The following is a 25,229-nucleotide window of genomic DNA, read 5'->3' as shown; positions in this document are numbered from 1 at the left end:
AAACTCCTCAGGCGGCGCGGAACTGGGGTGGAACCCAGCTCTGGTAGCGCGGATGGTCGGCGGGAATGGGCAGCGCCACGTCTTCATGCGTGGTGGAGGAATGGTAGAATGCCGTTACGATTTCCAGTGCCCGGCGGGAATCTGCTGATGTGACCGGCATGGGTGCAGTGCCCATCAAGGCGTCGTGGAAGCGTGCCATCTGCGTCTGAAAGCGCGAGGGCACATGCTTCCAGTCCTTGAGCAATGCCTCGATCTTTGCAGCAGTTTCCGGGTTGCGCGGCTGGATGCGCCAGGGCTTGTTGCCTGGGTTGTAGGGCTCGTAATCGCTTTCGAAGGTGACATTCTCGAAGGTCAAGAACAGCCGGGTGACTTCTTCGGCAGCGCCCAGGGTCGCGGTAAAGCTGCCCAGCGCGCCATTGGCGAGCTCGAGGCTAGCCGTGACGCAATCTTCCACCTCGATATCGTTGACGCGGGTGGCAACACGGCCAAACAGGCGCGACACATCGCCCATGAGGTAGGTGAAGAGATCATGCTGGTGGATGGCATGGGTCATCAGCACGCCACCCAATTCGGTCGCCCATTTGCCGCGCCATGGCACGGCGTAATAGTCGGGCCCGCGGCGCCACATGGTTTCCACCGTGCCCACGAATGGCTTGCCGGCGATGCCAGCGTCGATGATGGCCTTGGCCTGCTCAATGCCGTCGCCGAACCGGTACTGGAACACGGGCATCAGCTTGCCCTTGCTGATCTTTTCTTGGGCGATCACGTCATCGACCTGCTGGAGCGAGCCGACCAGCGGCTTTTCACAGATCACGTGCTTGCCGGCCTTCAGCGCCGCCATCACCATGGGATAGTGAAGCCCTGGGGGCGTGCAGATGTCGACCACGTCGATATCCTCCATCCCAAGGACCTCATCGAAATCGGTCAGCCGCCGCTCGACGCCAAATTCATCGGCTATCGGCGTCATGCGCTCGACATTAAGGTCGCATAGCGCCAGCACCCTGTATTTGTCGGAATTGGGTTGGTAGCCCTCCACGATATGGCTGCGGCCGATGCCGACACCGATGATGGCGACGTTCAAGATCTTGCTCATTGTGCCCACTCCGTGCCGCGTTCCGCCATTTGTTGCGCCGTCAAAGCCAGTTTCATGGCATTGAAGCACCGCTCCTGCGGCATGGCCGTTTCCGTCCGGTTTCTGACATCATCGAGGAATTGCCGACCAAACGGCAGGTCGACGTTCGAACAATCGATGTGGCGCGGGCCCTCCTTGTTCACGATGAAGAGGTGGTTCTCGCCCGGCTTGCCAGCAATATCGATGTATTTGCGCAGCTCGATATAGCCTTCCGTGCCCAGGATCGTGAGGCGCCCGTCGCCCCAGGTGGGCAGGCCCTGCGGGGTGAACCAGTCCACGCGGATATACCCCGTAGTATCAGCCGTCTTGAGGTGCGTGTCGCCCACATCCTGCAGGCCCGGCTTGTCCGGATTGCCACGGTTGGCGACGCTTGCCGAAACGATCTCGGCATCCATGGCGTTGGAGAAAAACAGGAACTGCTCGAACTGGTGGCTGGCGATATCGCACAGGATGCCGCCATAGCGCTCGCGGGTGAAGAACCAGTCCGGACGCTGGTTGTTGCGGATGGCGTGGGGGCCAAGGCCCACCGTATTGATCACCTTGCCGATGGCGCCCTGCGCAATCAAATTGCCGGCTTCCACCGTGGCGCGCACTTCGAAATGCTCGGAATAAAGCACGCCATAGATGCGGCCGGTTTCCCGCTGCACACGCTTGATCTCTTCGAGCTGCGCGAATGTGGTCATGCCCGGCTTGTCGGACAAAACATCCTTGCCATGTTGCATCGCAGCAATCGAAATCGCCGCGCGGTCAGCCGGAATGGCGGCCGTCGTGATGATGGCAATCGTCTCGTCTTCAAGGATTTCCCGCGCCTCGGCAACGCGCCGGGCTTCGGGAAACTTCTGCGAGAAGGCAGCGGCCAGATCGTCTTCCACCGCATGGAAGGCGACGAACTGGGCGCCGGCGCGCTTGAGGCACTCCACCTGTCCATAGATGTGGCTGTGGTTGATGCCGATGGCAGCAAATTTCAAGTCGGTCATAGGTCTAGCGTTTCATTCCGGTGGTCGCGATGCCTTCGATCAGCAAGCGCTGGAAGAAGAGGAAGAAAAGGAAGATCGGCACAAGGCTGAGCACGCTCATGGCGAACAATCCCCCATAGTCCGACGTGCCCGTGGAGTCTGTGAAGGTGCGCAGGCCCAGCATCACCGTGTATTGGCGCATTTCGCTGAGATAGATCAGCGGCCCGAAGAAATCGTCCCAGGTCCAGATGAAGGTGAAGATGGCAGCCGTCGCCAAAACTGGCAGCGAAAGCGGCATGACGATCTTCCAATAGATGCGCCAGGGCGAGCAGCCGTCCATTTGCGCCGCTTCATCCAATTCCTTGGGCAGGCCACGGAAGAACTGCACCATGAGGAAGATAAAGAACCCGTCGGCGGCGAGAAATTTCGGCACCACCAGCGGCAGGAAGGTGTTGACCCACCCCAGCTGACGGAACAGCACATATTGGGGGATCAGCGTCACCTGATAGGGCAGCATCAGCGTCATCAGCATCATGGCGAACCAGAAATTCCGGCCGCGGAACTGCAGGCGCGCAAAGGCAAAGGCCGCCATGGAACAGGCCAGGACATTGCCGCACACGCTCAGGATAGAGATGATGAAGCTATTGGTGAAAAAGACGCCAAAGCTGGTGCGCAGGCCATTCCAGCCGCGAATATAGGAATCGATGCTCCACGATGACGGGATGATGCTGGCCGAGGTGAAGATCTCGTTTTCCGGGCGAAACGAGGCCGCCAGCATCCAGAGGAGCGGATAGAGCATCAGGATCGAGGCGCCCAGGAGCGCTGCGTGGATCAGTATGGTCGTGATCCGCTTACGTGCGGGGGACACGCTGCCATTGACTACGGTCAAACCGGCGGGAGCATCAGTCATCGTAGTGCACCCAATATTTGGAGGTCAGGAACGAGAAGGCCGTGAACACCCCCACCAGCGCCAGCAGCACCCAGGCCAGTGCCGAGGCATAGCCCATGCGGAAGAAGCCGAAGGCCTCCTGATAGAGGTAGAGCGTGTAGAACAGCGTCGAATTGATCGGATTGCCCGTGCCGCCCGAGATGATGAAGGCGGGGGTGAAGCTCTTGAAGGCTTCAATGGTCTGGATAATGGCGTTGAAGAACACGACGGGCGTGAGCAGCGGCAGCGTGATCTTGACGAACTGCCGCCATTTCGAAGCGCCATCAAGGCTTGCCGCTTCATACATGTCCTGCGGGATCTGACGGAGCCCGGCCAGAAAAATGATCATGGGCGAGCCGAACTGCCAGATGGACAGCACGATCAGCGTCCAGAGCGAGTAATTGGGGTTGGAAATCCAGCTCGGCCCGATAATGCCGAACATGGCAAGGAATTTGTTGACCAGGCCGTCACCGGCAAAAATCTGCCGCCACAAAATGGCGATGGCGACCGAAGCGCCCAGCAGCGATGGCAGGTAGAACAGCGCGCGATAAAGCGGCAGCCCGCGAATGCCGCGATTGAGCAGCATGGCAACAGCCAGCGCAAAGGCGAGCTTGAGCGGCACCGAGAAGATCACGAAGAACATGGTCACGCGCATCGACGTCCAGAATTTGGGGTCGTTGGTGAGCATGCGGATGTAATTGTTGGCACCCACCCATTCAGGCGCGGTGAGAAGGTCGAAATCGGTGAAGCTGAGATAGAGCGAGGTGACCATCGGCCCGATGGTCAGGCCCAAAAAGCCGACAAGCCAGGGCAGGAGAAACAGATAGCCCGGTGCATCATTGTGCCAGATGCGCGACCAGAGGCTGGTTTGCTTTGCCGGAGGGGAGAGATCGGCGGGGCTGACCGTTTGAACTGCCATGGTCATATCCTTGAAGTGGCCGGAGGCCGCGCGCCCCGGGGAGAGGCGCGCGGGAAGGTTTGATTAGGCAGCGCGTTCCAGGATCGCGGTGGCCTCGGACACGAAATAGGCCGCGCCGTCTTCCGGCGTGCGGGCACCAAAGCCCACTTCCTGGCCGATCACGCGCAGCAGCGAGAGATCGATTTCGCCAGCAGCGGCTGGTGGTGGCGGGGGTAGCGGCCCAAGCAGGTCGCCCAGATTGGACACGAAGTTGAGCGCGATCAGGTTCTGCTCGTCCAGGATCGGCGCCACGACGTCGCGCGTGGAAGGCAGGCAGGGAATGCCGCGCTCGACATCGAGAATCTTGGCCGCCTCGGGGTCCGAGATAAAGAAGTTGAGGAACTCGGCCGCGCGCTCCTTGTTGGCCGAGGAAGCGGCCACCGAGAAGAACATGGACGGCTTGCGATAGTGACCGCCACCGGCGCCGGGCGCAATGCGGGGATGGCCAACCATGTCGACCTTGTCCTGCATGATGGCCTGGAAGGCCACGAGCTGGTTGGAGTTGGCCGGCAGCAATGCCGCCTTGCCCGAAACCAGCATGGTTGATTCCAGCGGGCCCGTATCAAGCGCCTGCTCGTCGGGAGCAACGCAGACCCCGGCATCACGCATGGTCTGCCAGAGCTTAAACCATTCCACCATGTCGGCTTCCTCGAAGGCGAGCTTTCCGTCAGCAGTGTAGAGTTCCTTGCCCTTCTGGCGCAGCCAGTTGTTGAGCATGGGTTCGTTGTAGGAGCCGTCGGCAATCAGCTTCATGCCGCCACGCACATTGGCGGCCTTGAAGGCTTCGCCCATGGTCATGATGTCGTCATAGGTCCAATCATTGGTCGGCGGCTCGATGCCGGCTTCCTCGAAGGCCGTGACGTTCATCAGCATGGCCACCGAATTGGCGCCCAGCGAAATGCCATAAAGCTTGCCGTCGACCTTGCCGCCCTCGAGCTGGTCCTGGTCAAAATCGGCCAGCTGCAGCGCGCCGCCCACGAATTCGTCAAGCGGGGCAATCGCGTTACGCTTGGCGTATTCAACGATGTAGCGATAGTCCATCTGGATCACGTCCGGGGCATTGCCGCCGGCGGTCTGGGTCGCGAGCTTCGGCCAGTAATCGTTCCAGGCGAGGAACTCGCTCTGAACGCTGCCGCCCTTGGCCTGCTCAAACAGATCGGTCACCTTGTTGGTGCGGTCGGCACGGGCCTGGCCACCCCAGAAGATCAGGCGCAGATCTTCGCTTTGCGCCCAAGCCGGCATGACGCCCATAGCGCCGGCGGCCGCAAGCGCGGTGCTGCCCATCAGGAATTTGCGACGATCGACACGAATAGTCATGGATTTTCCTCCCATTGAACTTTGTTGCCCAGCATTCTGCCGGACGCGGCGACCACGGCCTCTCCACCGCTAAGTCACCAATCAGTTACATTGCAGCCGCACTTGCCCTTGGTTGTCAAGACCGCCGTTCAGTGCTCTGCGCTGACTGCCTGCCCCACCAATTGTGCATTTAACTGGCTGGTTACGGCATAGCACAGGGATTCGAAGCTGCGCAACGAACTTGTATGGAAGATAAAGGCAGCCGAGAATAGCCCTCGGACCGCGTCCTCCACCTTGCTAAGTGCCTCTGAAATCTCCTCGTTTGTCCCCGCCGCTTTCCATTCGGAACAGCGATCCTTGGTGCTGTTGGCCAGCATCCTTGTTGTGTTCACGCAATGGTGGCGCAGTCTGGATCAAAAGAACAATACGAAATATCATCTCAGCTATAGATTTCTTCTATGCCAAGGCATTTGATGGACAAGCTTCTTACCCAATTTCTCGCCGTGGCCGAGGCGGGCAGCATCACCGGTGCTGCCACAGCGCTTTTTGTGACCCAGCCCACCCTCACCTTCAACATGCGCAAGCTTGAGGAAAATCTGGGCGTGCCGCTCCTGGTGCGAACATCGCGCGGCGTCGAGCTCACCGAATATGGCGAAACGCTCTACCAGAACGGGCGCCTCATGCGCCGCCTTTATGACAACACGCTGAGCGCCCTCGCCGACCAGCGCGGCCGCACCGAACAGGGCTTGCGGATCGGCACAGGCTATTCGTGGTGGACCCTGTTTATCCGCGATCTCGTGCTCGATTATGCCAAGCGCTATGGCAAGGCACGCATCCATGTGAGCCTGGGCAATCAGCTGCGCTGCATGGACCAGCTGCTCAGCGGTGATATTTCCCTGTTTATCGCCCACGAGATCGAAGGGCTAAACCGGAGCACGGGCGCCCGCTTCATCGCCCTGGGCCGGGTGGAACAGGGCTATTTCGTGCGCCCGGGCCATCCGCTCCTGAGCCGGCCACGATCGCTCAGCGAAATCGAGGCCTTTCCGGCAGTGACCTCATCGCTGCCCGAAATTCGTCATCAGCGCTTCTTTGAAACCTGGAGCCGCACCACTGCGGCCAGCGCCCCATTCGACGGAGGCCGCTATGCCTTTGCGTCCAATTCCCTGGCGGCATGCCTCGACTATGTGGAACGCAGCGATGCCGTGCTTGGCCATACCGATGTGATGGAAGCCGAGTTCGGCCGGCGCGGCCTCAAGCGCATAGAGGTCACCGAGCCCACGCGTCAAAGTATTGTGGGCATCTATGTGCTGCAGGAGCGCGCCGATGACGAGCGCATGGTTGAACTGATCGAGGCGATCCGCGCCAAGGCGCCCAGCGTGCTTGAGCCGGTCTAGCTCGGCTTGGTGCGGAGGTAATCGAGCACCATCTGCACGGCCTGCGCCTCCCGCTCCTGCAGCATGGCCACGCCCGAAAGATCGCGCGCAAAGATCACCGAAAGCGTCGCCATGTTGGACACATAGAAAAAGCCCAGGGCGGCAATGGAAATGTAAAGCTGGACCGGGTCCACATCGCGGCGAAAAGTACCCGCATCGGCGCCGCGATCCACAATCGTGGTGATCTGCCCAACGAGGGGCGAATGGAGCGCCTGGATATCGGGCAGGGTTTTCAGGAACCGCGCATTTTCGATGTTTTCCGTACCGAGGAGGCGCGGAAACCAGGGATTGGCCAGGAAATGGCGAAAGGTGAAGCGCACCAGCCGATCCATGGCTTCCACCGGACCATATTGATCGAGCGACAGCGCCCGCTCGCCACGACGGATTTCCTGATAGGCATCGAGCAGGACCGCCCGGTAAAGGTCCTCCTTGTTGCCGAAATAATGGTAAAGCAGCCGCTTATTGGCCCCGGCCAGAGCCGCAATGGCATCCACCCGCGCGCCTTCAAAGCCCCGTTCGGCGAATTCTGCCCGGCCCGCCTCCAGGATCGCCGCCTTGGTGCGCTCCGCATTGCGGGCCCGCTTGGGCTGAGATGACTGGTCTGCAAGCTGGTCCATATTCCCTCACATGCGAACCCGACGGTTACCGGCATGTCGCCCCTGAAATAGCAGCGCCGCTCACCGGGGTAAAGCACAAGGAAGGAAAAGCCAGATTCCGCCATTCCCCCGCTTGACGAACGTTGAACGCTCGCGCTAGCTAAGTAACCAATCAGTTACACAAGGCGGCGAGGGAGGATTTCATGGCCGATCAAAGGCTCGGGCTCATCATGCACGGCGTTACCGGGCGCATGGGCTATAACCAGCATCTGGTGCGCTCCATTCTGGCGATCCGGGATCAGGGCGGTGTCCAGCTCAGCAATGGCGATCGCCTCGTGGTCGATCCCATTATCGTGGGCCGTGACGCCGAAAAGATCGAGCGCCTCGCCAAAAAGCACAACATCGCCCGCTGGAGCGCCGACCTCGACGCGGCCCTCGCCAACCCAGACGACACCGTGTTTTTCGACGCTGGCACGACGCTGATGCGCGCCTCGCTCCTTGAAAAGGCACTCGCCGCTGGCAAGCACGTTTATTGCGAAAAGCCGACCTCGGACTCGCTCGAGGTCGCGCTGAACCTTGCCAAGACGGCCCGCGCTTCGGGCCTCAAGCATGGCGTGGTGCAGGACAAGCTGTTCCTGCCGGGCCTGCTCAAGCTCAAAATGCTGCGCGATTCCGGCTTTTTCGGCGATATCCTCTCGGTGCGCGGCGAGTTCGGCTATTGGGTGTTCGAAGGCGACTGGCAGCCGGCGCAGCGCCCATCCTGGAACTATCGCAAGGCCGATGGAGGCGGCATCATCCTCGATATGCTCTGCCACTGGCGCTATGTGCTCGACAATCTCTTTGGCGAAGTGCAGGCCGTATCGTGCCTGGGCGCGACCCACATTCCCGAGCGCGTCGATGAAAAAGGCAACCGCTTCAAGGCCGACACCGATGATGCCGCCTATGCCACCTTCCAGCTCGAGGGCGGCGTCGTGGCGCAGATCAATTCCAGCTGGACCACCCGCGTCCGGCGCGACGATCTCGTCACCTTCCATGTTGATGGCACCCATGGCTCGGCCGTCGCGGGCCTCCATAAATGCTGGACGCAGCATCGGGTCAACACGCCCAAGCCCGTCTGGAACCCCGACCAGCCGCAGACCATGAACTTCTTTGCCGATTGGGAAGAAGTGCCCGACAACTGGCCCGCGCAAAACGGCTTCAAGGCGCAATGGGAAATGTTCCTGCGCCACGTCGCCGAAGACGCACCATGGCCCTATGGCCTCGAAGCCGGAGCCAAGGGCGTGCAGCTCGCCGAACTGGGCCTCCAGAGCTGGGCCGAACGCCGCTGGCTCGACGTGCCAAAGCTGACGTTTTGATCCAAACGCGCCACACCCACGATGTCACCCCGGCCTTGAGCCGGGGCCCATCCCGAGATGCTTCCCCGATCAGTGATCGCTGGGCGATCTCAGGATGGATCCCGGGTCTAGCCCGGGATGACATCCAGTTCTTTGAAGTTTCAAGGACGTTCCCATGACCAGCATCAACCTGCCCAATCCCGACCGCTCCATCACCCCCTATCAGCTCACGGGCGAACCCCTTCCCTTTATCCGCCACAAGGCGAGCGACTTCTCCCGCATCGCCTATGCGGCGGCCCATGTCGTGGCCGATCCGCTCGCAAACAACGATCCCTGGCTAACCCCCGCCATCGACTGGGCCACCACCCTCAAATTCCGTCACCGCCTTTGGGACCTCGGCCTCGGCGTTGCCGAAGCCATGGATACCGCCCAGCGCGGCATGGGCCTCACCTGGACCGATGCGCAGGAACTGATCCGTCGCTCTCAGGCCGAAGCCCGGACGCGAGACGACTCGCTGATCGCCTATGGTGCAGGCACCGATCACCTTGCCCCCGGCCCCTACGTCACGATCGACCAGATCATCCGCGCCTATGAAGAACAGGTCGGGTTCGTGGAAAAGGAAGGCGGTCGCGTGATCCTGATGGCCAGCCGCGCCCTTGCGGCGTCTGCCAAATCGCCCGACGATTACATCAGGGTCTATGGCCACATCCTTCAACAGGTCCGCCAGCCCGTCATCATGCACTGGTTGGGCGAGATGTTCGACCCGGCCCTTCAGGGCTATTGGGGCAATATCGACCATGACGTTGCCATGGACACCTGCCTCGACCTGATCGCTGCCAATGCCGACAAGGTCGATGGCATCAAGATCTCCCTTCTTTCGGCCGAAAAAGAAATCGCCATGCGCCGGCGCCTCCCGGCGTCGGTCAAGATGTATACGGGCGATGATTTCAACTATGCCGATTTGATCGCGGGCGATGACCAGGGCTATTCCCATGCCCTGCTCGGCATCTTCGACGCCGTCGCCCCTGCCGCCTCCGCCGGCCTGGCTGCCCTCGGTCGTGGCAACACCAACGAGTTCTTTGATCTCCTCGAACCTACCGTACCGCTCAGCCGGCATATCTTTGCGGCACCCACCCGATTCTACAAAACGGGCGTGGTGTTCCTCGCCTATCTCAACGGGCTGCAGGACCATTTCCAGATGATCGGCGGCCAGCAATCGGCCCGCTCCGTGCAGCACCTGGCGGAATTGTTCCGCCTGGCCGACAAGGCACGCGTCCTGGGTGACCCAGATGAGGCCGTAAAGCGCATGAATGCGGTGCTCAACGTTAACAGTGTGCTAGCATGAGAGCCATTTCGCTAAACCTTGCGACAACGCGCCAGGTCTGGGGTTTTGCCGAGGCCGTGGACGGGTGCCTGCGCGCCGGCATCACCGCCATTTCTCCCTGGCGGGACCAGATCGCAGCCATCGGTCTCCCCGAAGCGGCCCGGATCGTGCGTGACAACAAGCTCCAGGTCACCGGCGTCTGCCGCGGCGGCATGTTCCCCGCCGAGACTGCCGAAGGCCGGCAACAGCAGATCGACGACAATCTACGTGCCATCGATGAAGCAGCCGCGCTCAACGCCGATTGCCTGGTCCTCGTCGTCGGCGGATTACCGGGATCTTCCAAGGACTTACCTGGTGCCCGAGGGATGGTCAGCGACGGCATTGCCGCCATGCTCCCCCATGCCAAATCCTCGGGCGTGCGCATCGCCATCGAGCCCTTGCACCCCATGTACGCCGCAGACCGCGCCTGCGTGAACACGATCGACCAGGCCCTCGATATCTGCGAAAGCTTAGGCGAAAATGTCGGCGTTGCCATCGATGTCTACCACGTCTGGTGGGACCCGAACCTGGCGCAAGCCATTAGGCGCGCTGGCAGAATGAAGCGCATCTTTGCGCACCACATCTGCGATTGGCTCGTCCCTACCAAGGACATGCTGCTTGATCGCGGCATGATGGGCGACGGCGTCATCGACCTTCCGGCCATCCGCAAAATGATCGAAGACGCCGGCTTTTTCGGTCCACAGGAAGTGGAAATCTTCTCGCAGGACAATTGGTGGAAGCGCCCTGGCGACGAGGTTCTGGCCGTCATCAAGGAGCGCGTCGCGACGGTCTGCTAGAGCGCACAAAAAAGCCCCCGAACCTCGCGGCTCCGGGGCTTTGCGCATCAGCGGAATGCTACATCCGCGTATAGGTCAGGGTCTGGCACAGGATCGAACGGCAGCCCTGGATGTCGATTGTATTGGGGCTGGTCTGGGTCACCGTTGCTTCGGCACTGATGCCGCCGGCTTCCAGCGAACCCTTCCATTCGTTGGGCGCCACCTGCGGCGCCTGCATCACCTGCCGGCCCACATAGGCCAGGTTTTCTTCCGTGGCCGAGCGGCCCTCAAGGTTGGTCAGCACGCCACACAGGCTCGTACCATCCTCGCCGCACAGCGAGAACTTGAAGGATGTACCCCATTCGTCAACGAAAACGCCTTCGGGCGATGCAGCCTGACGAGGCCGTGCCGCCTGTTCCTGAGCGAATAGGGGTGTGACAGTGGCAGCACACAAGATGCCGATCGCCAGTGTAGTCTTTAGAATTTGCATGGGTCTCTCCATTCACAACAACGCCCGCCCCACGCAGCCGCTATGATGTTAGTGATGGTACGGAACGCGTCGATTCCGCCCAGGTTGCCTGTTCAGCAAAACTGTGATTACCGCCTGAATGTGGCAGCAATCTCGATATGGGTAGACTGTGTGAACTGATCAACCGCCTGCAAATCGGTGAGTGTAAAACCTTCTGTTACCAGGATGGCTGCGTCTCGCGCGAAGGTGCGCGCATCACAGGCGATCATCACAACACGCTCAACCTTGCTCTTCACGATTTCGCGCACCTGCGCTTCGGCCCCGGCCCGTGGCGGGTCGAGCACCACGGCCTCGAAGGGCAGCTCGAACCGGGTCAGCGGATCGCGAAATAAATCCCGCGTCTTGGCAGTCACTTCCCGCAAACCCTTGGTGAAGCGACGCGCCTTGTCGAGCGCTGCAATGGCTGGCTTGTCGCTGTCGAAAGCTGAAACCGGGCGCCTCTCGGCAAGGCGCAGGGCAAAGGGCCCGATGCCGCAAAACAGATCGGCCACGCTCTTGCTCTTGCCCACGGCACCGAGCACATAATCGGCCAGGATATTCTCAGCCGTTCCCGTCGCCTGCAAAAAACTGCCGATTGGCAGTTCCACTTGGGCTCGCCCCATCTGGATCAGAGGGGCTTGCGTCTGCAGCACCATCTCGCCATTAAGCGCGAGCCGGGCCAGCTTGAAGTGCTGCACCAGCGGCATCACGCGATCCGCCCGCGCCTGCTTCTTTTCCGTGCGAATGGCCACATCAAGGCCAGACAAGCTTGCGGTGAAGCTGACATCGGCCTCGCCAATGGCATCCATTACGGCGCGGGCAATCTCGGGCGCCCGCACCAGCGCCGGCACCAGGATGGGGCAGGCGTCGATGTCATGCACCTGATGGCTGCGCAGGCGCATATAGCCCGCGCCTTCCCGACGCGCATGCAGCGTTGCGCGGCGGCGGCCATCGCCCGCGGCGTCGATGAAGCGGGAAATTTTGGCATCGATCCCCGCAAAGCCCAGTGGCGTTTCAACGAGCCCCGTCTTGAACGCCTCGTAGCTGGGGCGGTCCATGTGCTGCAGCTGGCAGCCGCCACAGGAGCCAAAATGGGGGCAAAAAGGCTCGATCCGATTGGGCGCGGGCTCGAGGACCCCGATCAAATGGCCCCGCTCGCCATCCCGCTCGATCTCCACCGTCTCACCGGGCAGGCTCAAGGGCACGAAGACCTTGCCGCCATCGATTTCGGCAATGCCCTCGCCCTTGTGGCCCAGACCCGTAATGTTGGCGGTGATACTCATGTGATTCCAGGTTTGAACTGCCGCCATCAGCGACGGCGGCAGCAGCAATCATCAGGCGCGAAGCACGCCGCCGCTGGTCTTGGTGACGGCCGCGACGATAGCGGCGGAGACTTTCTCGATGTCCTCGTCGGTCAGCGTCTTGTCGCGCGGTTGGAGGGTCACCTCGATCGCGATCGACTTCTTGCCTTCTCCGACATGCGATCCTTCAAAGACGTCGAAGACGGTGACGTCCCTGATGAGGTTCTTGTCGGCGCCGCGGGCCGCCTTGAGGATGGCGCCGGCAGTCACCGACTTGTCCACCACAAAGGCAAAGTCGCGGGTGAGCGGCATCAGCGCGGAGAGATCAAGCGCCGGCTTGGTTTTGGTCGGCTTCTTACGCCCTTCGGGGAGGGCATCGAGATCAAGCTCGAATGCCGCGACGGGACCATCGATATCGAGCTCTGCCGCCCAGGCCGGGTGCAACTCGCCGAACCAGCCAAGGGTTTTTGGACCCTGGGCGATACGGCCGCCGCGGCCTGGATGGCTCCAGGGTGCCGGATCGGCAAATAGCTGCATCTTGTCGATGTCATAGCCCAGCGCATCAAGAAGGGCCGCCAGATCGGCCTTGGCATCGAAGACCCCAACGGGCTTGGCCTTCTCAGACCAGTGGCGGCCGCTGCTCGCAAGTCTTGCCGTGCCGGTGCGAAGGCCCGTGGCAAAGGTGTGCTGGCCATCGGGATTGGTGTTAAGGAACACCTGCCCTACCTCAAACAGCGCAAGGTCGGACCGGCCGCGATTGCCATTGCGGCGAACAGCGGCCAGCAGGCCTGGCAGCAGGGATGGACGCATGTCGGTCATATCAGAGGCAATGGCATTGGCCAGCTGCAGCCCTTCATCGCCGCCCCCGAACCGCACCGCCTCGTCATGGGAAATGAACGACCAAGTCACCGCCTCATCAAGCCCGCGCGCGGCCAGAGCCCGGCGAGCGAGGCGGCGACGGTTCTGGATAGAGGTCAGTATGCGTGGCGCAACGTGGTTGAGGCGCGGCAGCGGTTCCACCGGAACATTGTCCACGCCCACCATGCGCATCACTTCTTCTACGATGTCGGCCTTCTGCGTCACGTCGGGGCGCCAGCTCGGCACCTTGACGGAAAGGATGTAGCCAGCCCCTTCGATCTCGAAACCGAGCCGGTTCAGGATCGCAGAAACGGTCGCGGGCTCCACATCAAGCCCGGTCAGGCGCTTGATCTCGCCAAGCGGAAATTCGATCACACTGTTGGGGAACACATCTTCGCCCGAGATCGCCGGCTCCATGGGCTCGCCGCCGCAGAGCTCCATTACGAGGCGCGTGGCCAACTCCAGCCCGGGCTCGGTCAGCGCCGGGTCGACGTGGCGTTCCAGGCGGTAGCGCGCGTCCGAGACGATACCGGTCTTGCGCCCCGTGCGGGCGATCAGCTCAGGGTCCCAGCTGGCGCATTCCATCAAGACATTGACCGTCTCTTCGGTCACACCGGAGCGGATGCCGCCCATGACTCCACCCAGGCAGAGCGGGCCGGTGTCGTCGGCGATCACCGTCATGGTTTCGTCGAGCGTATAGATCTTGTTGTCGAGCGCATCGAACGGCTCGTTGCGCCCATTGCGCAGCACGGGCTGGCCATTGAGCTTGTCGGCGTCATAGGCATGGAGCGGCCGGCCCCAGCCCAGCGATACCCAATTGGTGATATCGACAATGGCGTTGATGGGACGCAAGCCCACCGCGCGCAGGCGCTGCTGCAGCCAGTCGGGCGATGGGCCGTTCTTGATGCCACGGATATAGCGGCCAGCAAATTTCTGGATGGCCTTGGGCTCGCCTTGGGCAAATTGGTGCGGCAGCGGCGCTATCGGGCTTGGGCCAACCGATGGGACGGGCGACATGTCGGTGCATTTGAGCGTCCCCAACCCATAGGCGGCAAGGTCCCGCGCTATGCCATAAACGCCCGTCGCGTCACCGCGATTGGGCGTGATGGAGATATCGAACACCACGCCGTTTATCCCGGCATAGTCGACATATTTTGCGCCGACCGGCGCATCTTCGGGCAGGGTGATGATGCCGTCATGGTCGTTGCTGAGCTCGAGCTCGGCGGCCGAGCAGAGCATGCCATTGGATGGTGCGCCGCGAATAACCACGCCACCCTTGAGCTCGAAATCCTTGCCCGGGATATAGGTGCCGGGGAAAGCGAACACCGACTTCATGCCTGTCGTGACATTGGGCGCGCCACAGACCACATCGATCAGCTCGCCCGTGCCGGCGTCGACCTTGCAGATGTTGAGGTGGTCGGAATTGGGGTGCGGCTCGGCATGCACGACTTGCGCCACGACGAATTTTTCGAGCACTTTGCCCTGGTTCTCGATGCCTTCGAGCTCGAGCCCGATCGTGGTCAGCGTCTTGCCGATCTCGTCCACCGAAGCTGTGGTGTCGAGATGATCCTTGAGCCAATCGAGGGTGAATTTCATTCTTTTTGTCTTTCGGGATGATCTCAGGGCGGGCTCAGCTGCTCAGGCCGCCGAACAGGGTTGGCAGGTCGAGCGGGCGGAAGCCGTAATGGTCGAGCCAGCGCTGGTCGGCGTCAAAGAAGGCGCGCAGATCGGGCATGCCGTATTTCAGCATGGCGATGCGATCAATGCCCATGCCCCAGGCAAAGCCTTGGTAGACATCGGGATCAAGGCCGGCATTGCGGATCACATTGGGATGAACCATGCCGCAGCCCAGGATTTCGAGCCAGTCATTGCCTTCGCCGATCTTGACCTCGCTTCCCGAGCGGTCGCACTGCACGTCCACTTCCATTGATGGTTCGGTGAACGGGAAGAAGCTGGGGCGGAAGCGCAGGGTGACGTTGGGCACCTCGAAATAGGCCTTGAGGAACTCCTCGAGCACCCAGCGCAGCTGGCCGATATGCGATGACTTGTCGATCACCAGCCCTTCCACCTGGTGGAACATGGGCGTGTGGGTCTGGTCGCTATCGTTACGATAGGTGCGGCCGGGCATGACCACGCGAATGGGCGGGTCCATCGCCGGGGTGATGTAGCTCGCCTGCGGCTTGTCGTTGGTCTTCTGCATCACCCGCATCTGCACTGGGGACGTGTGCGTGCGCAGCACCTTCTTTACCCCATCGGGGCCCGGCTTCATGAAGAAGGTGTCGTGCATTTCGCGCGCCGGATGCCCTTCAGGGAAGTTCAGCGCGGTGAAATTGTAATAGTCCGTCTCGATATCGGGCCCTTCGGCGATGGAAAAGCCCATGTCCGAGAAGATGGCCGTGATCTCGTCGATTGTCTGCGAGATCGGGTGGATGCGGCCCTTGGCCGTCGGCGCCGGCTGCAGGGGCAAGGTGATATCCACTGTTTCGGCCTTGAGGCGCGCTTCGAGCGCTGCTGATTTGAGCGCCGTGCTGCGCGCTTCGATCAGGCCGGCAATCTCGCCTTTGAGGCCGTTGATGGCCGGGCCGGCGCTCTTGCGATCTTCGGGCGCCATGGAGCCGAGCGACGCCAGCAAAGCTGAAACGCTGCCCTTCTTGCCCAGCGCGCTGACGCGAACAGCATCAAGCGAAGCTTCGTCGGTCGCTCCGGCAATGGCAGCCGAAAGTTCGGCGCGAAGGGTGTCGATCTGTTGGTCGAGGGACATCGGAAAGCTTTCAGTAGACCTCATCCTGAGCCTGTCGAAGGACGAGGGCGTGGCACGCTTGGAGCACCCGACCTCGTGGTTCGACAGGCTCACCATGAGGCCTCACGGGGTTATCGGGGTATTTGGCCGCTATAGACCAAACAAAAACGCCTCGCGCTACCCCCTTTCGGAGATAGCGCAAGGCGTTGGATTTGGCCTCAGCTTGGCTAAGGATCAGGCAGTGACGCGAGCGTGGGTGGTGGCGTCCACCCCTTCGAGATACGCAAGCGCGGCCTTGGCCTTGGCAACCAGCGCACCGAATGCTTCGGGCTGGGTGATCGCCAGATCGCTCAGCACCTTGCGGTCGACAGCGATCTCAGCCTTGCTGAGGCCGTCGATAAATCGGCCATAGGTCAGCCCATGATCACGGACGGCAGCGTTGATGCGCTGGATCCAGAGGGCGCGGAAGTTGCGCTTTTTGACGCGACGGTCGCGGTAAGCATACTGGCCAGCCTTTTCGACGGCCTGCTTGGCGATACGGATCGTAGACTTGCGGCGGCCATAATAGCCCTCCGCTGCCTTCAAAACCTTTTTATGACGGGCGTGAGCGGTAACGCCTCTTTTAACGCGTGACATGTGTCAGCTTCCCTTCAGCGTTAGCGGTTGTACGGCATGTACCACTTAACCAAGTTCTCGTCGCCCTTGGCGAGGATCTTGGTGCCGCGGTTCGTGCGGATGTACTTGGCGTTGTGGTTGATCAGGCGGTGGCGCTTGCCGGCGACGCCTGCCTTGACACGACCGGTCGCTGTGAAGCTGAAGCGCTTCTTGGCGCCAGACTTCGTCTTCATTTTTGGCATTTTGCGGGTCCTTTAGATGTGTTCGGATGGATTTGGGCCCATCGCATTCAAAGACCGCCACGGCATGCCTTTTGGCCGGGCGATCCGGAGAAGTCGGCTCTATAGGGCGAAAGCTTGGGGAAGGCAAGCCCTCAAGAAGCTTGCCGCGCCGTCTCCAACATGGGTTCGATATGGTCCTCGAACAGCAGGCCAGGCCGTGTTGCCAGCGCCCCTTGGTAAAGCGCCTCAGCCTCGAGCGATATATCGAGAAAGCCCAGCAGGCCCTCCACATCCTCGTCCGGCAAGCCATAGGCGCCATCCACCAGCCGCTGGCGGATCACCTGCTTGCTCGCAATCATCCCTGCCGCAACATTCTTGCCATTGCTCATCGACGAGGATCGCTTGATGTAGTCGTGGAGCGGCGTGCCCAGATGAAATGAGCGCGGCACGGTACGGTAAAGCTGCAGCAGGAATTCCAAATCCGTCATATTGCTCATGGCCGGATCATAGCGCCCATCGGCCTTGCGCCGATCCCAGACGATCATGGAATCCATGGAAAGGCTGATCCATTTGTGCTCGCCCGGCGCAACCTCCCGGTCTGGCCCCTGCCCCACTAGGCGCAAATGCTCCAACCGATCGGTCATCACATCGAGGGCCGTGGTCACGATGCCATGCGTTTGCAGCGCCGCAACCGCACGCGCGAGCTTTTGTGGCTTGAGCCGATCATCGGCATCCAGGATCGCCGCATAAGGGGCCACGATCTGCTCCAGCGCCACATTGCGCGTGTGCGAGGCGCCTCGCCCCAAACCGCCACTTGACAGATATTTGATGCGCCCGTCGCGAATGCCACTCTCGGCCAGAAAGCGCTCATAATCGGCACCGTCATCGGCCACGAGCCACAACTCCCAATCCTGGTGCGTCTGATCCAAAACACTCCGGACGGTTGCAACAATGGTGTCTTGCGCCTTCCATGCAGGGGTGATCACGGCAACAGTTTGCGGCATGAAAAAACTCTGGTCTTGAACGCGGCGCGAGGCTGCCCCATATCCTGGATCAAGCGGACGATGCCAGTGTTTTGGGTCCCTGCCCTAACGTTGCTTGATTATCAAGGACGGGTCTGAATGTCGCGTATTTCGGTGTTTTCTGCCCCTTTTCTCCTCGGCTTCGAGAGCTTTGAGGAGCGTGTGGACCGGCTGACCAAGTCGTCCGACGGCTACCCGCCCTACAATATCGAGCGTAATGTCGCCACAGATGGAACCGAGAAGTTCCTGGTGTCGATTGCCGTGGCCGGCTTTAGCGCCCCTGAGCTCGATGTGGTGGTGGAAGACAACCAGATCATCGTGCGCGGCAAGCAGAAGGATGACCCTTCCCGGGAGTTCCTTCATCGCGGCATAGCGGCGCGGCAATTCCAGCGATCCTTTCTTCTCGCCGAAGGGATGATCGTTAAGGATGCAACTTTAGGGCATGGTATGCTCGTTGTTACAATAGAGCGCCCCACGGCGCCCAAGATCGCCCGCCGTATCGAAATTCGCTCAGTCTGAGGAAAGGGCCGACATATGTATCAAAAGAACAGCAACGAGGCCGCAGGCCACGCCTACCTCAATCCTCTGAAATCCCTCACCCGCGCGCAGTTTGCAGCGCTTGGCGGCGACGCGGTTGCCTATGTCCGCCCCGTCAGTGGCGCCGTGCTCAGTTCTATGATCACCGAGGCCGAATTCGAGGCCGAGGCCGAATACCAGCTCCTGATGTCAGCCGATGGCACGCCCCTTCTGGTCACCGACACCGAAGATGCGGTGGTGGATTGGCTGGGCGACAAAAATCTGGGATTGGCGACCCTGCACTAAGCAGACAGGGTCTTAGAAATCAGGCTCTGCAGCCCCTCGGGGTTGCAGAGCCTTTTTTATTGTCCGCTTCAGGCGGCGTAATGGGTCGTGGAATCGGAGGTGAGCAGCGCATGGATCCGGGCAGGATCGGTGGTGCGCCGCAGCTGATCCACGACTTCCTCGGTGCGCAGCATGCGAGCAAAGCGCGAGAGGGCCTTGAGATGATCGGCGCCCGCGCCGGCTGGCGCGAGCAGCATCACCACGATGTCGACCGGCTGGTCGTCGACCGCATCGAAATCGATGGGCTCCTCGAGCCGGGCAAACAGCGCAGTCACGTTTTTGAGGCCGGCGATCTTGCCATGGGGAATGGCAATGCCGTTACCGAGCCCGGTGGAACCGAGGTCCTCGCGCGTTTGCACGGCTTCTGCAATGGTTTCGACCGGTAAATCGGTCAATTCCGCTGCACGGCCAGCAAGTTCATCGAATAACTGGCTTTTGCTGGAAATGGACGTGCAATACAGCACGCCCCGCTCCGCCAGGATATCGGCCAATTCCATTCGCAACGCCTTGAAGTCTACACATGGGAAGTTGCGGGCGTCGTCAGTTCGCGCCCAATGCTGGATCGATCCAGCCTATATTGCCATCGGAGCGGCGGTAGACCACATTCAGGCCGCCATGTCCAGCATGGCGGAACATCACGACCTGGCTTCCAGTCAGATCAAGCTCCATCACGGCCTCTTCCACGCTCAGCTGGCGCAGGTTCTTGGTACTTTCGGCGATCACCGGAGGCGCATAATCTTCCTCGAGTTCCTCGTGCTCGGCGCCCGAGCCCAGAACCGTATAGGCGGCGGTCATGCCATCCTCGACGCCATTGATGCCCCGCGGCCGCTGCCGGATCTTGCGGTTATAACGGCGCAGGCGCTTTTCGATATTGGTGGACATGGCTTCATAGGCCACGGTCGGGTCACCGCCCTGGGCGCTGGCCTGCAGAACCACACCGGTATCCAGATGCACGACGCAATCGGCGAGATAGCCCATGCCATCAGGCGTGAGCGTCAAATGCCCGTCATAGCCACCATCGAAATATTTGGTGACGACATTGTCGATGTGCTGTTCGGCCTTGCCGCGCAAAGCCTCACCGATGTCCATGTTCTTTCCTGAAACGCGTAGGGTCATGGCTTCCTCTTCCTTGTTGTCGTTGGACACGAGGATCTCCGAAGCCGTTTCCCGGTTTCGGGATCACGTCTGCCGCCGCCCATCATGGGCCATAACGACAAGGGATGCTAGACCCACGTGCCTCGCAAGGGCAATGCGCGAGCGCACTATCCGGTTCGTTTCACCACCGGACTACGCCTTGGATTGCGTTGGAGCCCTTTTTGCCCGCGGCAAAAAGACTGATTGGGTCAGCCGACCCAGCCCCAGAACTGTTGAAACGCTTTTCCAAACCGCAAAATTGGGCTGCCCCTGCCTCGCCCTGAGAGGAGGGACCGAGAGTGGGGGTGCCACGCCAGTGCGTCATCACCACGGGGTCCGCACTGTCACCACCCCGCGAAGCCTTCACACCGTCACCAGCCGACTTGTTCGGGTGGTCCATGTTGTTCGCGAGCAGGGGGGGGGTGCCGCAAAGCCCGGCAAGGTGGGGCAGATTGCCGCTCTCCACTCACCCCACATCCGCCAGATTCTTTTTCTGCCGCCGGCGCATTACCGAGGACGGGATATTCATCCCCTCCCGGTACTTGGCCACAGTCCGCCGCGCCACATCGATCCCCTGCTCTTTTTTGAGGATTTCGGCGATCGTGTCGTCGCTCAGGATATTGCTCAGTTCTTCGGCATCGATCAATTGCCGGATGCGGTGGCGCACCGCTTCGGCGGAGTGCTCGCCGCCACCATCGCTGGAGGCAATCGCGGTGGTGAAGAAATATTTGAGCTCAAACAGTCCCCGGGGCGTGGCAATGTATTTGTTGGCCGTGACGCGGCTGACGGTGGATTCATGCATTTCAATGGCTTCGGCCACCATCTTGAGCGTCATGGGCTTGAGATGGGCAATGCCATGGGTCAAAAAGCCGTCCTGCTGGCGCACGATTTCGGCGGAAACCTTGAGAATCGTTTGCGCGCGTTGGTCGAGACTCTTGGTCAGCCAATTGGCCGTTTGCAGGCAATCGCTCAGAAACGCCTTTTCCGCCGGGCCGCGGCTCTTTTTGCTGACGCTGGCGTAATAAACGCGATTGACCAGCACCTTGGGCAGGGTTTCGCTATTGAGTTCGATCTGCCAGGCGCCATCGGGCCCACGTCGCACAAACACATCGGGCACCACCGCCTCGCTCGGCCCCGAATCGAAGGCGAGGCCCGGCCGGGGATCGAGCTGGCGGATTTCGCCCAGCATATCGATCAGATCTTCCCGGTCGCAGCCAATGGCGCGCATCAGCCCGGCCAGGTTGTGCTCGGCCAGCATGGGAAGATTGTCGAGCAGGCGCTGCATGATGGGGTCGAGCCTGTCGCGCTCGCGCAATTGCAGCGCGAGGCACTCGCTGACATTGCGCGCAAAAACACCCACGGGATCGCAGCCCTGCAGCGCCTGGAGCACCGCTTGCACATCGGCCAGTTCGGCGCCCAATTGCTCGGCCAGTGCCTCGAGCTCAATGGCGAGATAACCCGCTTCATTGAGGCCATCGATCAGGTGCTGCGCAATCAAGCGATCAGCCGGAGTGCGCAGGATCATGTTGGCTTGCGCTTCCAGATGCTCGCTCAGCTGGGGGCGCGAGGCGACGAACTGATCAAGGTCCGGCGCTTCACCGCCTTCGCTTGCCCCATTGCGGTCCAGCCGCGACTGGGGATTGAGCTGGTCCTGCGCTGCCTGGTCGGGAAAGACGTTTTCCACCGACGTGTCATAGCCATCAGCGATCGATGCCGCATCCTGGATGCGGTCGGCACGATCCACCGTGTCCTCATAGGCGCTGATCTCGGTCGGGCGCTCGGGTGGCTCGCTGCCTTCGTCGGGTTCCGGGCCATCCTCGCGCTCCAGCAGCGGATTGCGCAGCAGCTCGGTTTCAACGAATTCGTTTAACTCAAGATGGCTCAATTGCAGCAGCCGGATCGACTGCATGAGCTGCGGCGTCAAGGTCAGGCTTTGGGCCTGCCGAAACTCGAGACGCGGCGAAAGAGCCATATGGCGAAGACCTTTAGCGCAAAACTACCCTGCCGCTCCCGGCAGCTTCCCGCGCGGACCATAAACGCATTTTTGTGTTCCGCGCAAGCGCATGGGCAAGTTCTGTGCCAAGTGAGTTTACGCTCTTGGCAATGATATCAGAAGCTTCAGGGTGAACCGGTCGAACCACGAGGCTGTACGAGTGGAGGCTAGCGTGCCACGCCTTCATCTTTCGGCACGCTCAGGATGAGGTCTACTGTTACACACACCCACACACACCGTCATTGCCGGGCTTGTCCCGGCAATCCACCCTGCCCTGACACTGCATGGACCACCCGAACAAATCGGGTGGTGACGGCGTGGATAGCCCTGCGGCCTCAAAGCGTTCGCTCATCTACCTCCCCAGCCTCCCTCGCCCAGCAGCCCTCATCCTGAGCCTGTCGAAGGACGAGGCCGTGGTACCCGGCTTCCACTCGCCTCACCACAAGGTGCCCCTAGATCTCGAAATTCTCCCCCAGATACACCCGCCGTGCATCGGGATCGGCGCTGATGGTCTCCGGCCGCCCCTGGATCATCACCTTGCCCCCATGGATCACATAGGCGCGATCCACCAGCCCCAGCGTCTCGCGCACGGCATGGTCGGTGATCAGCACCCCGATTCCCCGCTGCGTCAACTGCTTGACCAACCCCTTCACCTCCGCCACGGCAATGGGGTCCACCCCCGCAAAGGGTTCGTCGAGCAGCATGAACACCGGATCGGCTGCCAGCGCCCGCGCGATCTCCACCCGCCGCCGCTCGCCTCCCGAAAGCGCCAGCGCATTGCTGTTGGCCAGATGCTCGATGGAAAATTCGGCCAGCAAAGACTCAAGCCGCGCCTTGCGCTCGGCCCTGTTGCGCACATGGTTTTCCAGCACCGCTAGGATGTTGCCGCGCACCGATAGCCCGCGGAAAATGGAGGGCTCCTGCGGCAGATAGCCGATACCCAGCTGTCCGCGCTGGAACAGGGGCAAATGCGTGATTGCCCGCCCATCGAGCGAAATGGCGCCATGGTCGGGCTTCACCAGCCCCATGATCATGGTGAACACCGTGGTCTTGCCCGCGCCATTGGGTCCGAGCAGCCCCACGGCCTCCCCGCGCCGCACGGCAATAGACACATCGCGCACCACAACGCGCTTGCCGAAATTCTTTGCCAGATTATGGGCAACCAGCCAGCCAGTCTGGTCGATGCGCCCCTTGGGTTGCGCCTCGCTCATTGGGAGGTAAACACCCCTGTCACCCGCCCATTGCCCGAGGAGGTGAAGGTGGACACATTGGTGGCAAGGTTCACCACCAGCTCCTGCGCATCCACCGTGCCAGAGGGATTGGTGACCTTCACATTGCCCGTCAGCCGCAAGAGCTGGTCGCCCGGATTGAACACGGCCCGCTCACCGGTTGCCGTTTGATCGGGTGTTTCGAGCTTGACCGCGCCGCTGGCGACGAAACTCTCGATGTCGCTGGCGCCACCCGTGCCATAAACCGCCTCGACCTTGTCGGCATTGACCGTGACGCTGGGGTGAACCACCACCACATTGCCGTTAAACACAGCCTGCTTGGTGTTTTCATCCACGGTGAACTGGTCGGCCGTGATGTTGACCTTTTGCTGGGCCGCAACAGGGGCAGCCAGCAGCAGGAGGGCGAGCAGCGGGGCAAGAGAACGGATCATGGGGCGCTTCCGGGTGTCCTGGGCAAGGTGACGTCCGCCTCCGTAAAAGTCCAGACGGCCTGGCGCAGATCATACACCAGGCCCTCCCCGTCCAGCGTGGTGCCATCGGCATATTGCAGGCTCACCGCGCCCTGTCCCACCAAGGTTTGGGCGGCATAATCGAAAACCGAATCGGCGATGATGCCGCTTGTGCCAGTGGAATCCTCGACATAGGCGAGATCCTTGATCACGACGGCCTCGGCCGATGTATCAAGCACCGCCTGATCGGCGTGAACATGGATCTGGACGCCATCGGGCTTGGTCATGGTCAAGCCCGCATCGGCCAGGGTGATGAGGTGGGCCGCTCCGGGCGCCGCACGCGCCGTAGCCGCGCTCACCCGATAGGTTGTGCCATTGCTCAAGATCCCCGCATATTCGGGCGCTTCCACCGAGATATTGTCGGGCGTCACCTCGACCCGGCCAATGCTGAAACTGTCACCCATGCCTGAAAGGTAGATCTGCACCAGCAGCACGCCGAGAATCAGCAATCCGGACAGGGGCACTGCAATGCGCAGGACACCCACAAGGCGGTTGCGCGCCTCGAGCCGCCGGTAGATCAGCGATCTGTCCTGATGGGTATGGGTGCTCATGGGCTAGCTATGGGCGAAAATGTCGCTTTCGTTCCAGCCCAGCAGGTCCAGCTCGCAGCGCGTGCCAAGGAAATCAAAGCATTGCTGGGCCAGTTCCAAGCGGTTCTCGCGCCGCAGCATGCGATCAAGGTGGCGCTTGAGATCATGCAGATACAGCACATCAGAGGCCGCATAATCGAGCTGGGCATCGCTGAGCTTGTCGGCGCCCCAATCCGAGCTTTGCTGCTGCTTGGATAGATCCACGTTCAGCAATTCGCGCGCAAGGTCCTTTAGCCCATGCCGGTCGGTATAGGTGCGCACCAGCTTGGAGGCGATCTTGGTGCAGAAAATAGGCCCCGTCACCACGCCGAAGCGCTTGCGCAGCACCGAAACGTCAAACCGCGCATAGTGGAAAATCTTGGTGACCGCGGGATCGCCCAGGAGCTTCACAAGATTGGGCGCCTCGGAGGCATCTTGCGGGATCTGTACGATATCGGCGCTGCCGTCGCCTGCCGATAATTGCACTACGCAGAGTCGGTCGCGATGGGGCTGCAGGCCCATGGTTTCGGTATCGATGGCAACTTCGCGGCCGTCATAATTATGAAGATTGGGCAGATCGCCGCGATGCAGTCTGATGGCCATGAGGTGCTCGTGCAAGGAAGGGTCCGTTTCTCTTGGCACAGCATCAAGGCGTTGGAAAGGCATGGGCGGCCGTTGCGCGGTCCCGCCAGAGCGTGCCTCCCCGCTCACCGGGCAAGCCCTAGGGCCAGAAAACCAAAAACCCCGGCCCGGTTTTCACCGGAGCCGGGGCTCTCTAATTCTGGTGCCCAGAAGAAGACTCGAACTTCCACACCTTGCGGTACACGGACCTGAACCGTGCGCGTCTACCAATTCCGCCATCTGGGCAAGCGCCGGTGTAACTAGGGGCACGGGGCG

At 61.1% G+C, this 25,229-nt stretch carries 26 protein-coding genes and 1 tRNA gene; 6 read left to right on the top strand and 21 right to left on the bottom strand.

All coding sequences use genetic code 11. The annotated features are described in order from the left end of the window. Positions 1-7: 7 nt before the first annotated feature. From DDE77_RS15685 to DDE77_RS15665, 5 genes are all read right to left on the bottom strand, one after another. Positions 8-1,093: a Gfo/Idh/MocA family protein gene (locus DDE77_RS15685; RefSeq protein WP_108398431.1), complete on the bottom strand. Its 1,086-nt coding sequence runs from the start codon at positions 1,091-1,093 to the stop codon at positions 8-10. Further along, positions 1,090-2,109 carry a Gfo/Idh/MocA family protein gene (locus tag DDE77_RS15680; RefSeq protein ID WP_108398430.1) on the bottom strand — a complete coding sequence of 340 codons (1,020 nt, stop codon included), beginning with the start codon at positions 2,107-2,109 and terminating at the stop codon, positions 1,090-1,092. The genes DDE77_RS15685 and DDE77_RS15680 overlap by 4 nt, the downstream gene beginning before the upstream one ends. Before the next feature lie 4 nt (positions 2,110-2,113). Further along, a complete protein-coding gene (locus DDE77_RS15675; protein WP_245895327.1) occupies positions 2,114-2,887 on the bottom strand; it encodes a carbohydrate ABC transporter permease in 774 nt (257 codons plus the stop codon). A gap of 103 nt (positions 2,888-2,990) precedes the next feature. Further along, entirely contained in the window at positions 2,991-3,941 is a 951-nt protein-coding gene (locus DDE77_RS15670) for a carbohydrate ABC transporter permease (protein ID WP_108398428.1), read from the bottom strand. A gap of 57 nt (positions 3,942-3,998) precedes the next feature. Further along, positions 3,999-5,291 carry an ABC transporter substrate-binding protein gene (locus DDE77_RS15665; RefSeq protein WP_108398427.1) on the bottom strand — a complete coding sequence of 431 codons (1,293 nt, stop codon included), beginning with the start codon at positions 5,289-5,291 and terminating at the stop codon, positions 3,999-4,001. A 452-nt stretch (positions 5,292-5,743) separates the two neighbouring features. Here DDE77_RS15665 and DDE77_RS15655 point away from each other — a divergent pair, with 452 nt between their 5' ends. Then, positions 5,744-6,664: a LysR family transcriptional regulator gene (locus DDE77_RS15655; RefSeq protein WP_170116539.1), complete on the top strand. Its 921-nt coding sequence runs from the start codon at positions 5,744-5,746 to the stop codon at positions 6,662-6,664. On the opposite strand, the gene DDE77_RS15650 is transcribed toward DDE77_RS15655, so the two are convergent. After that, positions 6,661-7,320: a TetR/AcrR family transcriptional regulator gene (locus DDE77_RS15650; RefSeq protein ID WP_108398424.1), complete on the bottom strand. Its 660-nt coding sequence runs from the start codon at positions 7,318-7,320 to the stop codon at positions 6,661-6,663. The genes DDE77_RS15655 and DDE77_RS15650 overlap by 4 nt on opposite strands. 182 nt (positions 7,321-7,502) lie before the next feature. Between DDE77_RS15650 and DDE77_RS15645 the strand changes: the two genes are divergently transcribed. From DDE77_RS15645 to DDE77_RS15635, 3 genes are all read left to right on the top strand, one after another. After that, positions 7,503-8,654, top strand: coding sequence for a Gfo/Idh/MocA family protein (locus DDE77_RS15645; protein WP_108398423.1), 1,152 nt, complete (start codon positions 7,503-7,505; stop codon positions 8,652-8,654). A gap of 154 nt (positions 8,655-8,808) precedes the next feature. Continuing rightward, positions 8,809-9,978 carry a dihydrodipicolinate synthase family protein gene (locus DDE77_RS15640; RefSeq protein WP_108398422.1) on the top strand — a complete coding sequence of 390 codons (1,170 nt, stop codon included), beginning with the start codon at positions 8,809-8,811 and terminating at the stop codon, positions 9,976-9,978. After that, entirely contained in the window at positions 9,975-10,793 is an 819-nt protein-coding gene (locus tag DDE77_RS15635) for a sugar phosphate isomerase/epimerase family protein (protein WP_108398421.1), read from the top strand. Before DDE77_RS15640 ends, DDE77_RS15635 begins: the two co-directional genes overlap by 4 nt. Positions 10,794-10,851: 58 nt before the next feature. Here the strand turns inward: DDE77_RS15635 and DDE77_RS15630 are convergent, their stop codons facing one another. The 7 genes from DDE77_RS15630 to DDE77_RS15600 all read right to left on the bottom strand — a co-directional run bounded on the left by DDE77_RS15630 (position 10,852) and on the right by DDE77_RS15600 (position 18,019). Beyond that, positions 10,852-11,262 (bottom strand): hypothetical protein, encoded by a 411-nt coding sequence (locus DDE77_RS15630; protein WP_108398420.1) that lies wholly within the window; start codon positions 11,260-11,262, stop codon positions 10,852-10,854. A 107-nt stretch (positions 11,263-11,369) separates the two neighbouring features. Further along, entirely contained in the window at positions 11,370-12,563 is a 1,194-nt protein-coding gene (locus DDE77_RS15625; protein ID WP_108398470.1) for a class I SAM-dependent RNA methyltransferase, read from the bottom strand. 51 nt (positions 12,564-12,614) lie between these two features. After that, positions 12,615-15,035 (bottom strand): phenylalanine--tRNA ligase subunit beta, encoded by a 2,421-nt coding sequence (gene pheT, locus DDE77_RS15620; protein WP_108398419.1) that lies wholly within the window; start codon positions 15,033-15,035, stop codon positions 12,615-12,617. Positions 15,036-15,069: 34 nt separating this feature from the next. Beyond that, positions 15,070-16,200, bottom strand: coding sequence for a phenylalanine--tRNA ligase subunit alpha (gene pheS, locus DDE77_RS15615; protein WP_108398418.1), 1,131 nt, complete (start codon positions 16,198-16,200; stop codon positions 15,070-15,072). Between the two features lie 213 nt (positions 16,201-16,413). Next, the gene (rplT, locus tag DDE77_RS15610) at positions 16,414-16,815 is read right to left on the bottom strand and encodes a 50S ribosomal protein L20 (RefSeq protein WP_108398417.1); all 402 of its coding nucleotides are present in this window, start codon (positions 16,813-16,815) and stop codon (positions 16,414-16,416) included. A gap of 20 nt (positions 16,816-16,835) precedes the next feature. Then, positions 16,836-17,036: a 50S ribosomal protein L35 gene (gene rpmI / locus DDE77_RS15605; protein ID WP_108398416.1), complete on the bottom strand. Its 201-nt coding sequence runs from the start codon at positions 17,034-17,036 to the stop codon at positions 16,836-16,838. Positions 17,037-17,167: 131 nt separating this feature from the next. Next, on the bottom strand, positions 17,168-18,019 hold the full coding sequence (locus DDE77_RS15600; protein ID WP_108398415.1) for a glycosyltransferase family 2 protein: 852 nt from the start codon (positions 18,017-18,019) through the stop codon (positions 17,168-17,170). Between the two features lie 117 nt (positions 18,020-18,136). On the opposite strand from DDE77_RS15600, the gene DDE77_RS15595 reads away from it, so the two are divergent. Next, a complete protein-coding gene (locus DDE77_RS15595; RefSeq protein ID WP_108398414.1) occupies positions 18,137-18,556 on the top strand; it encodes an Hsp20 family protein in 420 nt (139 codons plus the stop codon). 15 nt (positions 18,557-18,571) lie between these two features. Next, positions 18,572-18,859 carry a DUF1150 family protein gene (locus DDE77_RS15590; RefSeq protein ID WP_108398413.1) on the top strand — a complete coding sequence of 96 codons (288 nt, stop codon included), beginning with the start codon at positions 18,572-18,574 and terminating at the stop codon, positions 18,857-18,859. A 68-nt stretch (positions 18,860-18,927) separates the two neighbouring features. Here DDE77_RS15590 and DDE77_RS15585 read toward each other — a convergent pair whose 3' ends face one another. The 8 genes from DDE77_RS15585 to DDE77_RS15545 all read right to left on the bottom strand — a co-directional run bounded on the left by DDE77_RS15585 (position 18,928) and on the right by DDE77_RS15545 (position 25,199). Next, entirely contained in the window at positions 18,928-19,395 is a 468-nt protein-coding gene (locus DDE77_RS15585) for a PTS sugar transporter subunit IIA (RefSeq protein ID WP_108398412.1), read from the bottom strand. A 43-nt stretch (positions 19,396-19,438) separates the two neighbouring features. Then, entirely contained in the window at positions 19,439-20,014 is a 576-nt protein-coding gene (locus DDE77_RS15580) for a ribosome hibernation promotion factor (protein WP_108398469.1), read from the bottom strand. 484 nt (positions 20,015-20,498) lie between these two features. Beyond that, positions 20,499-22,004 carry an RNA polymerase factor sigma-54 gene (gene rpoN / locus DDE77_RS15570; RefSeq protein ID WP_108398410.1) on the bottom strand — a complete coding sequence of 502 codons (1,506 nt, stop codon included), beginning with the start codon at positions 22,002-22,004 and terminating at the stop codon, positions 20,499-20,501. 473 nt (positions 22,005-22,477) lie between these two features. Then, positions 22,478-23,236 carry an LPS export ABC transporter ATP-binding protein gene (gene lptB / locus DDE77_RS15565; protein ID WP_108398409.1) on the bottom strand — a complete coding sequence of 253 codons (759 nt, stop codon included), beginning with the start codon at positions 23,234-23,236 and terminating at the stop codon, positions 22,478-22,480. Further along, a complete protein-coding gene (gene lptA, locus DDE77_RS15560) occupies positions 23,233-23,685 on the bottom strand; it encodes a lipopolysaccharide transport periplasmic protein LptA (protein WP_108398408.1) in 453 nt (150 codons plus the stop codon). Before lptA ends, lptB begins: the two co-directional genes overlap by 4 nt. Then, positions 23,682-24,314 (bottom strand): hypothetical protein, encoded by a 633-nt coding sequence (locus DDE77_RS15555; RefSeq protein ID WP_108398407.1) that lies wholly within the window; start codon positions 24,312-24,314, stop codon positions 23,682-23,684. The genes lptA and DDE77_RS15555 overlap by 4 nt, the downstream gene beginning before the upstream one ends. 3 nt (positions 24,315-24,317) lie before the next feature. Then, complete coding sequence (locus DDE77_RS15550; protein ID WP_108398406.1) at positions 24,318-24,935, bottom strand: ribonuclease D; 618 nt, start codon at positions 24,933-24,935, stop codon at positions 24,318-24,320. A 179-nt stretch (positions 24,936-25,114) separates the two neighbouring features. Continuing rightward, positions 25,115-25,199: transfer RNA gene (locus DDE77_RS15545), tRNA-Leu, on the bottom strand. Positions 25,200-25,229 lie beyond the last annotated feature (30 nt).

Origin of the sequence: Devosia submarina (assembly GCF_003056345.1) — a bacterium.
Taxonomy (GTDB): domain Bacteria; phylum Pseudomonadota; class Alphaproteobacteria; order Rhizobiales; family Devosiaceae; genus Devosia; species Devosia submarina.
Note: the sequence above shows the minus strand (reverse complement) of the source record. Positions and strands in the feature narration are given on the sequence as shown.

Coding starts and splice junctions, on each gene's coding strand:
- DDE77_RS15600 (WP_108398415.1), bottom strand. CDS start 18,019: ATGCCGCAAACTGTTGCCGTGATCACCCCTGCATGGAAGGCGCAAGAC.
- DDE77_RS15645 (WP_108398423.1), top strand. CDS start 7,503: ATGGCCGATCAAAGGCTCGGGCTCATCATGCACGGCGTTACCGGGCGC.
- rplT (WP_108398417.1), bottom strand. CDS start 16,815: ATGTCACGCGTTAAAAGAGGCGTTACCGCTCACGCCCGTCATAAAAAG.
- DDE77_RS15580 (WP_108398469.1), bottom strand. CDS start 20,014: ATGACCCTACGCGTTTCAGGAAAGAACATGGACATCGGTGAGGCTTTG.
- rpoN (WP_108398410.1), bottom strand. CDS start 22,004: ATGGCTCTTTCGCCGCGTCTCGAGTTTCGGCAGGCCCAAAGCCTGACC.
- DDE77_RS15585 (WP_108398412.1), bottom strand. CDS start 19,395: ATGGAATTGGCCGATATCCTGGCGGAGCGGGGCGTGCTGTATTGCACG.
- lptA (WP_108398408.1), bottom strand. CDS start 23,685: ATGATCCGTTCTCTTGCCCCGCTGCTCGCCCTCCTGCTGCTGGCTGCC.
- DDE77_RS15670 (WP_108398428.1), bottom strand. CDS start 3,941: ATGACCATGGCAGTTCAAACGGTCAGCCCCGCCGATCTCTCCCCTCCG.
- DDE77_RS15675 (WP_245895327.1), bottom strand. CDS start 2,887: ATGCTCTATCCGCTCCTCTGGATGCTGGCGGCCTCGTTTCGCCCGGAA.
- pheS (WP_108398418.1), bottom strand. CDS start 16,200: ATGTCCCTCGACCAACAGATCGACACCCTTCGCGCCGAACTTTCGGCT.
- rpmI (WP_108398416.1), bottom strand. CDS start 17,036: ATGCCAAAAATGAAGACGAAGTCTGGCGCCAAGAAGCGCTTCAGCTTC.
- DDE77_RS15630 (WP_108398420.1), bottom strand. CDS start 11,262: ATGCAAATTCTAAAGACTACACTGGCGATCGGCATCTTGTGTGCTGCC.
- DDE77_RS15655 (WP_170116539.1), top strand. CDS start 5,744: ATGGACAAGCTTCTTACCCAATTTCTCGCCGTGGCCGAGGCGGGCAGC.
- DDE77_RS15680 (WP_108398430.1), bottom strand. CDS start 2,109: ATGACCGACTTGAAATTTGCTGCCATCGGCATCAACCACAGCCACATC.
- DDE77_RS15590 (WP_108398413.1), top strand. CDS start 18,572: ATGTATCAAAAGAACAGCAACGAGGCCGCAGGCCACGCCTACCTCAAT.
- DDE77_RS15595 (WP_108398414.1), top strand. CDS start 18,137: ATGTCGCGTATTTCGGTGTTTTCTGCCCCTTTTCTCCTCGGCTTCGAG.
- DDE77_RS15555 (WP_108398407.1), bottom strand. CDS start 24,314: ATGAGCACCCATACCCATCAGGACAGATCGCTGATCTACCGGCGGCTC.
- DDE77_RS15665 (WP_108398427.1), bottom strand. CDS start 5,291: ATGACTATTCGTGTCGATCGTCGCAAATTCCTGATGGGCAGCACCGCG.
- lptB (WP_108398409.1), bottom strand. CDS start 23,236: ATGAGCGAGGCGCAACCCAAGGGGCGCATCGACCAGACTGGCTGGCTG.
- DDE77_RS15685 (WP_108398431.1), bottom strand. CDS start 1,093: ATGAGCAAGATCTTGAACGTCGCCATCATCGGTGTCGGCATCGGCCGC.
- DDE77_RS15635 (WP_108398421.1), top strand. CDS start 9,975: ATGAGAGCCATTTCGCTAAACCTTGCGACAACGCGCCAGGTCTGGGGT.
- DDE77_RS15650 (WP_108398424.1), bottom strand. CDS start 7,320: ATGGACCAGCTTGCAGACCAGTCATCTCAGCCCAAGCGGGCCCGCAAT.
- DDE77_RS15640 (WP_108398422.1), top strand. CDS start 8,809: ATGACCAGCATCAACCTGCCCAATCCCGACCGCTCCATCACCCCCTAT.
- DDE77_RS15625 (WP_108398470.1), bottom strand. CDS start 12,563: ATGAGTATCACCGCCAACATTACGGGTCTGGGCCACAAGGGCGAGGGC.
- pheT (WP_108398419.1), bottom strand. CDS start 15,035: ATGAAATTCACCCTCGATTGGCTCAAGGATCATCTCGACACCACAGCT.
- DDE77_RS15550 (WP_108398406.1), bottom strand. CDS start 24,935: ATGGCCATCAGACTGCATCGCGGCGATCTGCCCAATCTTCATAATTAT.